Origin of the sequence: Halomonas sp. LC1, assembly GCF_030247125.1 — a bacterium.
GTDB lineage: Bacteria > Pseudomonadota > Gammaproteobacteria > Pseudomonadales > Halomonadaceae > Vreelandella.
In genome coordinates, this window is the sequence record NZ_JASSPG010000005.1 from 15610 (window position 1) to 30099 (window position 14490).

At 55.3% G+C, this 14490-nt stretch carries 10 protein-coding genes; 3 read left to right on the forward strand and 7 right to left on the reverse strand.

The window, feature by feature from the left end; translation table 11 throughout:
* Positions 1 to 1635, reverse strand: a complete 1635-nt coding sequence (locus tag QIT27_RS09095; protein WP_285263765.1) for an NAD+ synthase — start codon at positions 1633 to 1635, stop codon at positions 1 to 3.
* 144 nt (positions 1636 to 1779) lie between these two features.
* Here QIT27_RS09095 and QIT27_RS09100 point away from each other — a divergent pair, with 144 nt between their 5' ends.
* Positions 1780 to 2040, forward strand: a complete 261-nt coding sequence (locus QIT27_RS09100; protein ID WP_253019299.1) for a PP0621 family protein — start codon at positions 1780 to 1782, stop codon at positions 2038 to 2040.
* A gap of 3 nt (positions 2041 to 2043) precedes the next feature.
* On the opposite strand, the gene thiO is transcribed toward QIT27_RS09100, so the two are convergent.
* Positions 2044 to 3141 (reverse strand): glycine oxidase ThiO, encoded by a 1098-nt coding sequence (thiO, locus tag QIT27_RS09105; protein WP_285263565.1) that lies wholly within the window; start codon positions 3139 to 3141, stop codon positions 2044 to 2046.
* A gap of 113 nt (positions 3142 to 3254) precedes the next feature.
* On the opposite strand from thiO, the gene QIT27_RS09110 reads away from it, so the two are divergent.
* Positions 3255 to 3791, forward strand: a complete 537-nt coding sequence (locus QIT27_RS09110; RefSeq protein ID WP_285263566.1) for a GspH/FimT family pseudopilin — start codon at positions 3255 to 3257, stop codon at positions 3789 to 3791.
* Positions 3792 to 3822: 31 nt separating this feature from the next.
* On the opposite strand, the gene trxB is transcribed toward QIT27_RS09110, so the two are convergent.
* A complete protein-coding gene (trxB, locus tag QIT27_RS09115; RefSeq protein WP_159343245.1) occupies positions 3823 to 4773 on the reverse strand; it encodes a thioredoxin-disulfide reductase in 951 nt (316 codons plus the stop codon).
* Between the two features lie 237 nt (positions 4774 to 5010).
* Here trxB and acnA point away from each other — a divergent pair, with 237 nt between their 5' ends.
* The gene (gene acnA / locus QIT27_RS09120) at positions 5011 to 7758 is read left to right on the forward strand and encodes an aconitate hydratase AcnA (protein WP_285263567.1); all 2748 of its coding nucleotides are present in this window, start codon (positions 5011 to 5013) and stop codon (positions 7756 to 7758) included.
* 70 nt (positions 7759 to 7828) lie between these two features.
* Here acnA and QIT27_RS09125 read toward each other — a convergent pair whose 3' ends face one another.
* The 4 genes from QIT27_RS09125 to QIT27_RS09140 all read right to left on the reverse strand — a co-directional run bounded on the left by QIT27_RS09125 (position 7829) and on the right by QIT27_RS09140 (position 14485).
* Complete coding sequence (locus QIT27_RS09125; protein WP_159343247.1) at positions 7829 to 9508, reverse strand: NAD-dependent malic enzyme; 1680 nt, start codon at positions 9506 to 9508, stop codon at positions 7829 to 7831.
* Between the two features lie 177 nt (positions 9509 to 9685).
* Complete coding sequence (locus QIT27_RS09130) at positions 9686 to 10897, reverse strand: YeeE/YedE family protein (RefSeq protein ID WP_285263568.1); 1212 nt, start codon at positions 10895 to 10897, stop codon at positions 9686 to 9688.
* 137 nt (positions 10898 to 11034) lie between these two features.
* Entirely contained in the window at positions 11035 to 12057 is a 1023-nt protein-coding gene (locus QIT27_RS09135; protein WP_285263569.1) for a tryptophan--tRNA ligase, read from the reverse strand.
* 64 nt (positions 12058 to 12121) lie between these two features.
* Complete coding sequence (locus tag QIT27_RS09140; RefSeq protein ID WP_285263570.1) at positions 12122 to 14485, reverse strand: DUF7305 domain-containing protein; 2364 nt, start codon at positions 14483 to 14485, stop codon at positions 12122 to 12124.
* Positions 14486 to 14490 lie beyond the last annotated feature (5 nt).

Consider the following 14490-nt stretch of genomic DNA (forward strand, 5'->3'; position numbering starts at 1 on the left):
TTAGTCCCCAGGCTGCCAGCCGTTCACGATGGGGTAGCGACGGTCACGCCCGAAACCACGGGGCGTGACCCGCACGCCCACCGGCGCCTGGCGACGCTTGTATTCACAGCGATCCACCAGCTTGACGACCTTGTAGACATCCTCTTCTTCGAAGCCGGCGGCAATGATCGCCTCGGCGCTCATATCTCCCTCAATGTAGCGAACCAGAATGGCATCCAGTACATCGTAGTCAGGGAGTGAGTCGCTATCCTGCTGGTCAGGGGCGAGTTCCGCACTAGGCGCACGCTCGATCACCCGCTCGGGAATCGCCGGAGACTGCGTATTGCGCCAGCGGGCCAAGCGGTATACCCAGGTTTTATACACATCCTTGATGGCGTTGTAGCCGCCTACCATATCGCCATACAACGTGGCGTATCCCACGGCCATTTCACTCTTGTTACCCGTGGTCAATACCATCAGCCCTTTCTTGTTGGAAATCGCCATGAGCAGCACGCCACGGCAGCGCGACTGCAGGTTCTCCTCGGTCGTGTCGCGCTCGGTACCGGCAAAGCTCTCAGCTAAGGTCCCCATGAACGCTTCCACCATCGGCTCGATGGGCAAGACGTCATAGTGCACGCCCAGCAGGTTCGCCTGCTCGGCGGCATCCTGTTTGGAGATATCCGCCGTGTAATGGTAAGGCATCATGACGGCTTGAACCCGCTGCGGCCCTAGCGCATCCACTGCAATGGCCAGCGAAAGCGCGGAATCGATGCCGCCAGACAGTCCCAGCACCACGCCTTTGAAACCGCTCTTGTTGACGTAGTCACGCAGGCCGGTCACCAGCGCACAGTAGAGACTCTCTTCCGGCTCAACGTCGGGCTCGATCTCCCCGGCTTGGGGCTCCCAGGCATCCGCGCTGGTTTGTAGCAACTGAATGGGCATCAGCCCTACCTGCCAGTAGGGCGCCAGCACCTTGAGTTGGCCACTGGCATCGACACAGCTCGATCCCCCGTCGAACACCAGCTCGTCCTGACCGCCAATGGTATTGACGTAAACGATAGGACGCTGCACGTCTTGGGCGCGCTGTTCCAACAGACGCAGACGCTCGGCGGGCTTGTCCTGATGGTAGGGTGACGCGTTCAAACTGATCAGCACTTCAGCACCCGCCTCGCGAGCGGCCTTCACCGGCGCGCCTTCCCACAGGTCTTCGCAAATCAGCAGGCCCAGCTTGGCTCCTTTGTGCTCGTATACCAGCGGTTCGGTGCCCGGGGTGAAGTAGCGCTGCTCATCAAACACTTGGTAGTTGGGCAGCGCTTGCTTGGCGTATTCCGCTTCCCATTGGCCGTTGTACAGCACCCCCGCCAAGTTGTAGCACTTGCCTTCACGGACGCCGGGATAGCCGATGATCACCAGCACATCGCGGGAGATCTTTTCCGCCATTTTTGCCCGCGCTTCCCGCAGACGAGTTTCCATGGAAGGGCGCAGCAGCAGATCTTCCGGCGGGTAACCGGATAAAAAAAGCTCAGGGAAGACAACAATATCCGCCCCATGCTCGATCCTCGCTTCACGCACCGCTTCAATGGCACGCGCGGCATTGCCGGGAATATCTCCTACCAGAGGGTCGAGTTGGGCCATTACCAGCGTTAAGTCTTGCATGGGCGTCAAAATCTCTTGAGAATCTTCGGAATACGGTGGCATCTACCTCGTTGCTGCATTGTCCCGCAAGGCGTGCCCAGTGGCAAAGGCCAAGCGGCCACGAATGCGATGTCACCGCCCTTTCCCACATGGGAGCCATTGAGGATGAACCTATTGATCATTCGGCTGATTATTTTCGCCGCGCTGTTTTACGCAGGCCTGAAGCTTTACGGTATGTACCGCCAACGTAAGCTGGCTCACCAGCAACAAACGCCACCACGCCATGAGGGTGGCCGAATGGTGCGCTGCCGCTGGTGTGATGTTCACGTACCGGAGAGCGAGGCGCTGCGCGACGCAGAGCAGTGGTTCTGCTGTAGCGCCCACCGTGATCGTTTCCTGCAGGAGCAGGAAGACAGCCAACGTTAATCGTCACGCTAAACGCTCGGCCGTTAGCCGATAAGGCGTCGGGTCCATCAGCGGCTTGCGCCCTAGCACTAGATCGACCAGAAGATGGGTCGACGCGGGCGCCAGCACCAACCCATTACGGTAGTGCCCGGCATTGACGAACACGTTCGGATGGTCGGGCAGCGCGCCGATGAAAGGAATGCCCGCCGGTGAACCGGGACGCAATCCCGCCCAATGGTGCGCGACGGGGTAGTTGGCTAACGCGGGGATTATGTTCTCTGCACTGCGCTTGAGCGATGCCAACGCCTCTTCATCGGTGGTCGTATCGAAGCCCGCCTCTTCCAACGTCGACCCCACAAGCAGTAGCCCATCGCTGCGTGGAATCACGTAGCGGCCATCTTTGAGTACCACACGCTGAACCAGCCCTGGCGGCGCTTGATAAGCGATCATCTGACCTTTGACTGGCCGAACCGGTAGGCGCACGTTCACCTCCTCCAATAGCTGGGCCGTCCAGGCCCCACCACAGACGATGAACTGCTCTGCCCACTGCTCTCCACGGCTCGTTGCGACGCCCACCACACGGCCTTGGCGCTGAATCATGCCTTGTACGCTGCAGTGCTCCATCAGCGTCACGTTGGGCATGGCGGCCAGGCGCGCGCGTAGCGCTTGGCCCAAGCGCGGATTACGCACGCTGCCGAGGGTGGGCATCCAGAGCGCACTGCCCTGCGGAGCGGCAGCTTCAGGCTCTTTATGGCGAACGAATTCTGCATTGACTCGTTCCAGCGGCTTGCCTAGCTGTCGGGCCCAATGCAAGGCCGCCTCGTCATCGTACACGTTCAAGTAGAGCAAGCCCTTTTGGCGGTACTCCGGGTCGATGCCGGTCTCTTCCAACAGGCGCAGGGCCAGCGTGGGGTATACCCCTTCGGACCAGCGCGAAAGCTGAGACACGGGTTCGCCATAGCGCCATGGGTAGAGCGGCGAAACGATTCCGCCACCGGCCCAGGACGCCTCTTTTCCGCATGTCCCACGCTCTATCAGCGTGATATTCTGACCAGCATCCGCCAGTTGCAGGGCGGTCATCATGCCGATGACACCACCGCCTATAATTAAAAAATTGCTCACAAATATTGCCCATTATTGCTAATAGAGTCGCTAATAGAGTACCAGCGCCTTGGCGGTATGAGGAAAATGAGCATAGGGATGCGTTTCCACAGGTCAAGCTATTGAGAGAGACTATGGCACAGCCTCACTACACTGCTAAGCGCAATATTAAGGGCTTTACGCTGCTTGAGCTGCTCGTGGCACTCGCCTTGATGGGTATATTGGCGGCCTGGGGGCTACCGAGCTTCCAAGCATTAGGAGAGCGCTCAGCAGTCACCAGTGAGATTAATCGGCTGCAAGCCATTCTCACCCTGGCAAGAAATACAGCCATTACTCAACAAAGTGATATCACCGTTTGCCCCACCAATGATAGTCGGGAGGCCTGCACGAACGATTGGAACAACTCCGTCGTTGTAGTCAAAGGAGATCAAACAACCAACATCAGTGATGCAGACATCGTGCGCATTTTCGCACCCACAAAAGGCACTCGCGTCACTAAAAATGGCCAATCAAGAATAAAGTACAATTCAGTAGGCCATGCGGGAGGATTTAACAGCACCTACACTGTTTGTCCTAGCAGTGACGAAACGTCACTAACGGGAAAGACACTGGTGGTCAGTCGATTGGGGCGTTCGAGAGTAGGAGAAGATCCCATCAGCTGTACGAACTGATAGGATCTCCTTTTCTCAAAGAGATGAGGGATCAGGCAATACCGTCCAGGTAACGCTCGGCATCCAGCGCTGCCATACAGCCGCTGCCTGCCGAGGTGATCGCTTGGCGGTAGATATGATCCATCACGTCGCCGCAGGCAAACACGCCCGGCACGCTCGTGGCCGTGGCATTGCCTTCACTGCCCGATTGCACCTTGATATAGCCACCGTTCATCTCCAACTGCCCTTCGAAGATGCCCGTATTGGGGCTATGGCCAATGGCAATGAACAGCCCCGGCGCGTGTATCTCTTTCGTGCTGCCATCCTGGGTAGACTTCACACGCACGCCGGTCACGCCGGTGTTATCCCCCAGCACTTCCTCGACTTCGTAGAACCACTCCAGGGCAATTTTACCCGCCTCGGCTTTCTCGAAGAGCTTGTCCTGCAGGATTTTTTCCGCGCGCAAAGTATCACGACGATGAACCAGCGTGACCTTGGACGCGATGTTAGACAAGTAGAGCGCCTCTTCCACTGCGGTGTTACCCCCGCCAACGACCACGACCTCTTGGTTACGGTAGAAAAACCCATCGCAAGTCGCACAGGCCGACACGCCCTGGCCCATGAACTGCTGTTCGGTGGGTAGCCCCAAGTAGCGCGCGCTGGCACCGGTGGCGATGATCAGCGCGTCACAGGTATAGGTGCCGCTGTCGCCTTTCAGGGTATAGGGCTTTTCCGCTAAGCTGACTTCATTGATATGATCGAACAGCACCTCGGTATTGAAACGCTCGGCGTGCTGCTTCATGCGCTCCATTAGCTCAGGACCCTGGACGCCTTCGGCATCGCCCGGCCAGTTATCCACGTCGGTCGTGGTGGTCAATTGGCCACCAGCCTGCATACCGGTAATGAGCAGGGGGTTGAGGTTGGCCCGAGCGGCATACACGGCGGCCGTATAGCCCGCCGGGCCGGACCCAAGAATAATCAAACGTTCATGACGCGTTTCCATGACACCACCTTAGTCACAATTGAGCAGATAACGTTGCAAGAGAGTCTGCCTGAAATGGCGTCAAGTACAAGCTATTACAAGGGTTAGCCTATGCTATTAGGCGAAGATGGCTTGAAAGGCGAGGGTAATACACCCATGTGTTAGTAATAAGCCATACTGTTACATCCTACGATGAGACCGCCATACCCAGACAAGCAGTGACCGTCGCGCAACGCCAAGCAATCAGAGGAGAATGGAATGAGCAAGATACCCAATACGCTTCATACCTTAACGGCAGGAAGCCAAGAGTATCACTACTACAGCCTGCCCAAGGCGGCTGAGACGCTAGGCAACATTGACCGGCTGCCCAAAACACTCAAAATCCTGCTCGAAAACCAGCTGCGCTTTGCAGACGATGAGAGCGTCGAGCAAGCAGACATGCAGGCGCTGGTCGACTGGCAACAAGAGGGCAAATCCAGCCGTGAAATTGGCTACCGCCCTGCCCGCGTGTTGATGCAGGACTTTACCGGTGTGCCCGGCGTCGTGGATCTCGCCTCCATGCGCGCGGCGGTAGAAAAGCTAGGCGAAGACCCCGCCCGCATCAACCCCCTTTCTCCAGTGGATTTGGTGATCGACCACTCGGTCATGGTCGATAAGTTTGGCAACCCAGCGGCGTTCCAAGAAAACGTCGATATCGAAATGCAGCGCAACGGCGAGCGTTACGAGTTCCTGCGCTGGGGCCAGAAAGCGTTCGACAACTTCAGCGTCGTACCGCCCGGTACCGGCATCTGTCACCAGGTGAACCTGGAGTACCTGGGCCGCACGGTATGGACCAAAGAGGAAGATGGCCACACCGTTGCCTACCCCGATACCCTGGTAGGTACTGACTCTCATACCACCATGATCAACGGCTTGGGTGTGCTGGGCTGGGGCGTGGGCGGCATCGAAGCAGAAGCCGCCATGCTGGGTCAACCGGTCTCCATGCTGATTCCCGAAGTGATTGGTTTCAAACTCACCGGCAAGCTGCGGGAAGGCATTACCGCCACCGACCTCGTGCTTACCGTGACCGAAATGCTGCGTAAGAAAGGCGTGGTCGGCAAGTTCGTCGAGTTTTATGGCGACGGACTGAAAGACCTGCCCCTGGCGGATCGTGCCACCATCGCCAACATGGCCCCGGAATACGGCGCCACCTGCGGCTTCTTCCCAGTGGATGACGAAACGCTCAACTATCTGCGCCTGACTGGCCGTGAAGATAGCCAGATCGCGCTGGTCGAAGCGTACAGCAAGGCCCAAGGCCTGTGGCGCGAGCCGGGTGACGAGCCCATCTTCACGGACACGCTCAGCCTGGACATGAACGATGTAGAAGCCAGCCTGGCAGGCCCCAAACGCCCGCAAGATCGTGTGGCCCTCAAAGACATGGCCAGCGCCTTTAGCAAAGTCATGGAAGAGGATGGTAAAGCGCTGCCCAGCACCGAAAAGGGTAAGCTGGCCTCCGAAGGCGGCCAAACCGCTGTCGGCATCGACCGCAGCTACGAGCATGACTTCAAACATAGTGACAGCCAAACCGTCACGATGGGTGAGCAGGACTTCAGTCTCGACCCCGGGGCGGTGGTGATCGCAGCGATTACATCGTGCACCAACACCTCGAACCCCAGCGTAATGATGGCAGCCGGCTTGCTGGCGCGTAACGCCCGTGAGAAAGGCTTGAGCACCAAGCCCTGGGTGAAAACATCGCTGGCGCCTGGCTCCAAAGTCGTCACTGACTATCTCGCCGCGGCCAATCTCGATGATGACCTGGATGCACTGGGCTTCAACCTCGTAGGCTACGGCTGCACCACCTGTATCGGTAACTCTGGCCCCTTGCCGGAAGAGATCGAAAAAGCCATCAATAATGGCGACCTTACCGTGGCATCGGTGCTGTCGGGCAACCGTAACTTTGAGGGCCGTGTGCACCCGCTGGTCAAAACCAACTGGTTGGCATCACCGCCCTTGGTCGTTGCCTATGCACTGGCGGGTAACGTGCAGTGCAACTTGACCACCGACCCGCTCGGCCAGGACAGCGACGGCAATCCGGTGTACCTGAAAGACATCTGGCCTTCGCAGGCAGATATCGCCAGCGCCGTCGAGAAGGTGAATACCGAGATGTTCCGTAAGGAGTACGGAGCCGTCTTCGAAGGCGATGAGACGTGGAAAGCCATCAAAGTGCCAGAGGGCAAAGTTTACGAGTGGCCGGAGTCGACCTATATTCAACACCCGCCCTTCTTTGAAGGCATGCAGCGGGAGCCAGACGCCATCGAGGACGTGAAAAATGCGCGCGTCCTGGCAATGCTCGGCGACTCTGTCACTACCGACCACATCTCGCCTGCGGGCTCCATCAAACCCGATAGCCCTGCTGGTCGCTACCTGCAAGAGCACGGCGTGAAGCCGGTCGACTTCAACTCTTACGGTTCGCGCCGAGGCAATCATGAAGTGATGATGCGTGGCACCTTCGCCAACGTGCGCATCAAAAACGAAATGCTCGACGGCGTGGTTGGCGGCGAAACACGCCACGTACCGAGCGGCGAGCAGATGGCCATCTACGATGCCGCCATGAAATACAAAGAAGAAGGCACGCCGCTGGTGGTGATTGCGGGTAAAGAGTATGGCACCGGTTCTTCGCGCGATTGGGCCGCCAAAGGCACGCGCTTGCTAGGCGTACGCGCGGTGATTGCCGAATCCTTCGAGCGCATCCACCGTTCTAACCTGATCGGAATGGGCGTGGTACCGCTGCAATTTCCGGAAGGCGAAAGCCGTGAAAGTCTGGGGTTAACTGGGGATGAAGAGATCTCGATTGCCGGTTTGAGCGATTTGAGCCCTGGCGGTACCGTGCAAGTCGTGATCAAAAATAGCGACGGCGAACGTACCGTTGATGCCAAGTGCCGAATTGATACCGTCAATGAGCTGGCGTACTACCGCCACGGTGGTATCCTTCACTACGTGCTGCGCAAGATGATCGGCGCAGCCTAAAGGTACGACCTACCAATGCTTGCATCGCCCCCACCTCGGTGGGGGCTTTTTTTGCCTGCGTGACGCGCCCTTAGAAAGCGCGACGACGGTAGAAACGGTATTCAGGCGACCAGCAGGCAGACTCGATACGCTCACGCAGCACGGTGCCGCTGGTTTTCAACGCAACGCCGTTTTGCTGCGCTTGCGCTGCCACCTCAAAAGCAATCGATTTGCTGATATCACGAATTCGCGACAGTGGCGGCAAGAGCGCACCTTTGCCCTCTTTCACCAGCGGCGCTTCACGCGCCAGCGCCCGAGAGGCACTCATCAGCATCTCATCGGTGACGCGGTTGGCATTTGCCGCAATCACACCCAGCCCAATACCGGGGAAGATATAGGCGTTGTTGCACTGGGCAATCGGGTAGGTACGGCCGTTGTACACCACCGGTGCGAACGGGCTACCGGTAGCCACCAACGCTTGGCCATCGGTCCAGCGAATCACGTCTTCTGGCACCGCTTCAGCCTGCGAGGTCGGGTTGGAGAGCGGCATGATCACCGGATGCTCGCAGCCTGCATGCATGGTGCGAACGACTTGTTCGGTAAAGATACCGCGTTGGCCGCACACGCCAATCAGAATGGTGGGTTTGATCTGCGCGATGGTCTCTTCCAACCCTTGGCCGTTCCACTCAGCAACCAAGGCAGGGTCATGGGCCAAACGGCGCTGAAAGTCACGTTGCCACGCTTGATCCGTGGTCATTAGACCTTCACGGTCGACGATGAAGATGCGCGCACGCGCTTCCGCTTCGGTCAGCCCCTCGGCCTCCATGGCCACGACGACCTGCTCGGCAATACCACATCCAGCAGAACCGCCCCCGACGAACACCACACGCTGTTGGGCAATCGTCTCCTCGCGGGCTTGGCAAGCGGCCATGAGCGTGCCCACCACGACCGAGGCCGTCCCTTGCACGTCATCGTTGAAGCAGCACAGCTCGTTACGGTAGCGCTCCAACAGCGGCACGGCATTGGCCTGAGCAAAGTCCTCGAACTGTAGCAGCACGTTCGGCCAGCGACGCTTCACGGCACAAATGAACTCCGCCATGAAGGCATCGTACTCCTCCTGGCTCACCCGCTCATGACGCCAGCCCATGTACATCGGATCGTCCAGCAACGCCTGATTATTGGTGCCTACATCGATCATGATGGGCAGCGTATAGGCCGGACTGATACCGCCACAGGCCGTATAAAGCGCCAGCTTCCCGATAGGAATACCCATCCCGCCAATGCCTTGGTCACCCAAGCCCAAAATACGCTCGCCATCGGTAACAACAATCACTTTGACGTTATCTTTGGTAGCACTGCGCAGGATGTCGTCCATGTGCTCGCGATCCGGGTAGCTAATGAACAGCCCCCGGTGGTTGCGATAAATGTTGGAGAACTCCTGGCACGCCTGCCCAACCGTAGGCGTATAGATAATCGGCAGCATCTCTTCCAAATGCTCAGAGACGAGACGGAAATAGAGCGTTTCGTTATCGTCTTGAATGGCGCGTAGATGAATATGGCGCTCGAGATCGCTGTGGCACTGCTGGTACTGACGGTACACCCGCTCTAGCTGGTCTTCGATGGTTTCGACTTTTTGGGGTAGTAACCCTATCAAGTTAAACGCCAGTCGCTCCTCTTGAGTAAACGCGCTGCCTTTGTTCAATAGCGGCATTTCAAGCAAAGAAGGACCGGCGTAAGGAATGTATAAAGGGCGTTTACTCATCGTAGACATAGGCACTCTCTTTTTATGTCAATTGCTGTTGCAATGCAGCAACGCTGGGCGTTGGCGGCGTTTGAGCGTAATGTAACATGCTAGTACGACAAAGGTGGAAGAGACATAAATAAAGGGCATAAAAAAAACGCCTCGGCATTGCCGAGACGTTTTCTGGAAGCCACTAACGTGAGTCTTCTAACAGCTTTTGGCAACGGGTCGACGCCCCGCTTCCCCATCAAAGAAGAACGGCCGCAGCTTAACGCCCGCCATGTTGCCAGCGAACGCCGCCACCATCCACACCCAGCCGTGCAGGCTGCCAGAGGCAATACCGCTAAAGTAAGCGCCGATGTTACAACCAAAGGCCAAGCGGGCGCCATAACCTAGCATGATGCCACCGATCACCGCTGCCAATACCGATTTCAATGGAATGCGAAAGTTAGGTGCAAAACGTCCTGCCAAGCTCGCGGCGGCCAGGGCGCCAAGCATAATGCCGACGTTCATCACCGTAGTAATATCGCTCCATACGCTGGCTTCCAGCGCGGCGGCGTTGCCAGGCGTTTGCCAGTAGCCCCACTGGCTCACATCGCCACCTACCAGTTCAAAGCTTTTGGCACCCCACAGCGCAAACGCCGAGGTGATTCCCCACGGGCGGCCTGCCAATGTTAGCGTGGCAAAGTTCAGCAGCGCCAGCGCCACCGCACCGGCTACCAGCGGCCATGGGCCCGACAACCAGCGCTCGGTGCTCGGTTTATCCACCATCGGAGCCTGCTCTAAATGGCCATGGCGGCGCTTCTCCATAATCACCGTAAACGCAGCAATCGCGGCAAACAGCACCAAGCTAATGCCGATACCTCCACCCACACCCGCCACATTGACTAGCGATACAGGCTGGAAAGCAGGAAGGCTTTGCCACCAAGTAAAGTGTGCGGTGCCAATGACCGAACCCACAATAAAGAACACCAGCGTAATCAGCATGCGTGCATTGCCGCCGCCCGCTGTAAACAGCGTACCCGACGCACAGCCACCGCCTAGCTGCATGCCTACCCCGAAGATAAACGCGCCCACCAGCACAGAAATACCGATGGGAGAAACGAAACCGCGCACTTCAGTACCAAACAGACTGCCCGCCCCTAGCGCCGGGAAGAACAGCACCACCGCAACCGCCAGCATCACCATTTGCGCCCGCAGCCCGCGCCCACGGCGTTCGGTGATAAAGACCCGCCACGCCGCCGTAAAGCCAAACGCCGCATGATAAAGCACCATGCCCAGCAAGCCGCCCACGATCATCAGCAAGCCGATGTTGGCGCTGAACAGCACGCCAATGATGAGCGAACTCAGCACAATGGCCGCCGTCGCTAGAAAGGGCACACGATAGTTGATCGGTGCCACTGTTGAAGTCGTTGCCATAGTTCACCTATTAGTCACGCCAAAAGCGCCTGCAATAGCGAGGCGCTTGGCTAATTTGGACAATAGTTATAAGCCTAACGTCGGATGTAGAATGCTGAAAATGCTTTATTTAGCAGTTCTTATGCTTTTAACGAATATTACACAAACCGCCCCAGACCTACCGCAGAGCGTAAACGGTCCATGGTGTTCGCTGCCTCCTCTCTGGCACGTTCGGCTCCTTTCTGGAGCACGGCTTCGATATGGCCGGGGTCTTCCATCAGCGTGTTATAGCGTTCACGAGGAGCACTCAGGTGGGCATTAAGATATTCAAATACGCGATCCTTCGCCTCGCCCCAACCGATGCCTTCAGCGTATTGCTGACGCATGGCCGCCGCTTCTGAGTCGCTCGCGAACGCTGAGAAAATTTGAAACAGCGTACAGGTGTCAGGATCTTTCGGCTCCCCTGGCTCGAGCGAGTTGGTTTTAATTTTTCTCACTAGCTTTTGCAGCTTTTTGTCGCTTACAAACAGCGGAATCGTGTTGTTATAGCTCTTGGACATCTTGCGGCCATCCAAGCCTTTGAGCACTTCGCCCTTTTCACTCACTACCGCTTCAGGCGGTGTGAAGTACTGTCCTTTGAACAGATGATTGAAGCGGCCAGCGATGTCCCGTGCCATTTCGATATGCTGAATCTGATCACGACCCACGGGTACTTTATTGGCGTTGAACATCAGTATGTCGGCAGCCATCAGCACCGGGTAGCCAAACAGCCCCATGGTGATGCCTTTATCGGGATCCTGGTCGCCGGCTTCTTCATTCTCGGCGACGGCGGCTTTATAAGCGTGAGCCCGATTCATCAACCCTTTTGCGCATACGCAGGAGAGCATCCACATCAGCTCGGGGATCTCATGAATATCCGACTGACGGTAGAAGATGGCATTGTCGGTATCCAGGCCAAGTGCCAGCCACGTTGCCGCGATCTCCAAACGAGAAGCTTGCACACGCTTGGGGTCTTGGCACTTGATCAGCGCGTGGTAGTCAGCAAGAAAGTAGAACGACTGCACATTCGGATCTTGGCTTGCTTCGATAGCGGGCTTGATGGCGCCCACGTAGTTACCAAGGTGCGGCGTTCCGGTCGTGGTAATCCCGGTCAGCACACGGGTTTTGGCTGTCTGACTCATGATATTTTAGCTCTCGGACAAATAGCTCTATCATAACGTTTCACCAGACGAGTGGCTAACAGCTTCAACGCCAACCGCTTAGAGACCAGGTCAACTCCCCGTTACCAGACGCTGGCGGGGCATTACAGCTCCCCCAACTGGCCTGTTCTTCGTCATTCAGGAGATTAAAGGCAGTACGCAGCGCCTCTTCATCATAGTTAAAATCGTTACTTCCACCGCCGCTAAACTCAATATTTGCGGAAGCAAATGTTAGGTTACTGGCATTATAAGGCGCGACTAGCAAAGCCCCATTTAAGTCTCTTCCTCCGCCGCCCTTTTGTGAATAGTTACCCAACACAATAATCAAACCATCAAATTCAGGGTTCCCCCCAGCATCATAATTACCTTTAACCACTAACACACCCGCACCGGATATATTATTTGCATTGATGGTACCATTTACAAAAGTGATCTGCTCGTTGCCTTTACTTCCAAAAGATGTATTATTTCTAACACTTCCGCCCTGCACTTGAACGGTATCACTTCGTGTACGGATCATTTCGATAAACGCATGGAATTTTTCAGCACTCTCACCCCGGCTAAACAAGCCATCAGGAATACCCCCCTGGATATTATCGTTGGCGGCGTTAGCGCTGGAGAACCTTTCAAGATCGCCTTGGGTTACCGTAATATCAGGAACACTGCCTTTACCGTTAAACTCTGCTTGAGAATTTGGAAGGAATAAGTTATCGACAGGGCTTGCGATGGTTAAAGGGGATAAATCATCAAACGAACACCATGCATCCTCTTTCAAACCAACGCCAAACACTCCCAATGCCTCATCATGATAAAACTTATTATTACCCTCTACAGAAAGTTTTCGTGAATATACAGAACCATAAAGATGACTCGACCCCACAAAGTTTACATGCGAGTATGGCGCTAAGATCTCCCCATAGTAAGTAGACTCTCCACTAACATAGACACCAGCATTTTCACCCTCTTCATTTAACGAGTCATCATAAAGCGAGACCAGTGAAAAAGCCGCCCTAGGCTCTTCCTCATCATCAACGACAAGACCATTTCCTTCAACCTCTATTTTTCTTCCGCCTTTTAATAAAAACTTACCCTTTACAATAACTGTTAGGCTACTTCCATCTTCAATTATAAATTTAGAACCGCCTGAGATCTCAAAATCTTGCTCTACCAGCATTACTATATTAGCTGGGCTTTCTTTGGTTCCCACCTGAAAAACCCTACTTCCAGCAAGTTTGAAGTTATCAACACGCACAACACTTTCACCGTTTAAGCCCTCAACCTCCACATAATCACCAGAGTACTCAGGATGCGGATCATAAAGTCCCTCTGAACTTAAAACCGTAGCCTCAGAAATATTCCAATCAGTAATTGAAATATCACCGGAAGATGAAATACCTGTTTCATTTAAGTATTTTTCGTACAAGCCGACTACACCTTGCTCGTCACAAGAGGCTGTGGCCTCTAGCTCTTCTAGGCCAGCCCCCCCACTTCTTAAGAGCAGCTCTCCGCCCACATGATCTCTAACTTTTCTTCTATTTCCTACAGCTGCTTCTGCAACCACATCACCATTTACCAAAGCATTATAGTTGCCACTAAAATCTGCAAGGCCGTTAATGTATGCATCACCACTAACTATAGACGAGCTTGAAAAAACCAGGTCTCCAGTAGAATAGACTTTCCCATTAATTCTGCCATTACCTGTAAGAAAAACATCTGCTCCCTCTTCTCTTGTAGATAAGTAAGCATTTCCTGTCTTTTGATTAATGCCGCCCTCTACCTGAGAGTTAAAACTATTAAATTCAGCACTTCCACCTCCCCGCATTCCTCCAACTCGCATACCTTCACACGCAATGAACCCCCTTTGATACTGACGCCATGAAGCGCTATCCGTTTCCCTACGAGAATAACTGTATATAATAGCCGAATCACGCGCAGCACTATTACGTAACCCGCGATCCCAGGAGGTGATCGTGACCGTTTGCTCCTCAGTATTCACTTCAAATTGCAGCTCAAGATTCGCCAGTAACGCTTCTTTTATTTGGCGCTGGTCTTCCTCCTCCAGTTCATCAAAATTGGCAGGCAGCAGATCCTCAATAAATTCGTCTAACGTACCGGCTTGGAGTAGCTGAGCAATGGCATCCCCCGTTAGCTTTCCCCCCGTCTCTTCAAGCAGCTGCGGATTGGCCACTAACTGCCCTAAAAAATCGTTGCGATTTGTGGTATTGACAGGGTTCACTAACGACGACAAGGTATTTTCAGCGGTCATTTGCGCTTGAACGGAAGAGCGAAAATTCCCTGCCAATCGCTCATCGACCAGTGAGGACTGCATAGCGGTCATACCCACGACCATTGAGGCAGATAATAAGGCCATGACAACAAAGAGTGCGGCGCCTTGTTGCTGTTTCTTCATTGCTA

Coding starts and splice junctions, on each gene's coding strand:
- QIT27_RS09095 (WP_285263765.1), bottom strand. CDS start 1,635: ATGCAAGACTTAACGCTGGTAATGGCCCAACTCGACCCTCTGGTAGGA.
- QIT27_RS09100 (WP_253019299.1), top strand. CDS start 1,780: ATGAACCTATTGATCATTCGGCTGATTATTTTCGCCGCGCTGTTTTAC.
- QIT27_RS09110 (WP_285263566.1), top strand. CDS start 3,255: ATGGCACAGCCTCACTACACTGCTAAGCGCAATATTAAGGGCTTTACG.
- trxB (WP_159343245.1), bottom strand. CDS start 4,773: ATGGAAACGCGTCATGAACGTTTGATTATTCTTGGGTCCGGCCCGGCG.
- acnA (WP_285263567.1), top strand. CDS start 5,011: ATGAGCAAGATACCCAATACGCTTCATACCTTAACGGCAGGAAGCCAA.
- QIT27_RS09125 (WP_159343247.1), bottom strand. CDS start 9,508: ATGTCTACGATGAGTAAACGCCCTTTATACATTCCTTACGCCGGTCCT.
- QIT27_RS09130 (WP_285263568.1), bottom strand. CDS start 10,897: ATGGCAACGACTTCAACAGTGGCACCGATCAACTATCGTGTGCCCTTT.
- QIT27_RS09135 (WP_285263569.1), bottom strand. CDS start 12,057: ATGAGTCAGACAGCCAAAACCCGTGTGCTGACCGGGATTACCACGACC.
- QIT27_RS09140 (WP_285263570.1), bottom strand. CDS start 14,485: ATGAAGAAACAGCAACAAGGCGCCGCACTCTTTGTTGTCATGGCCTTA.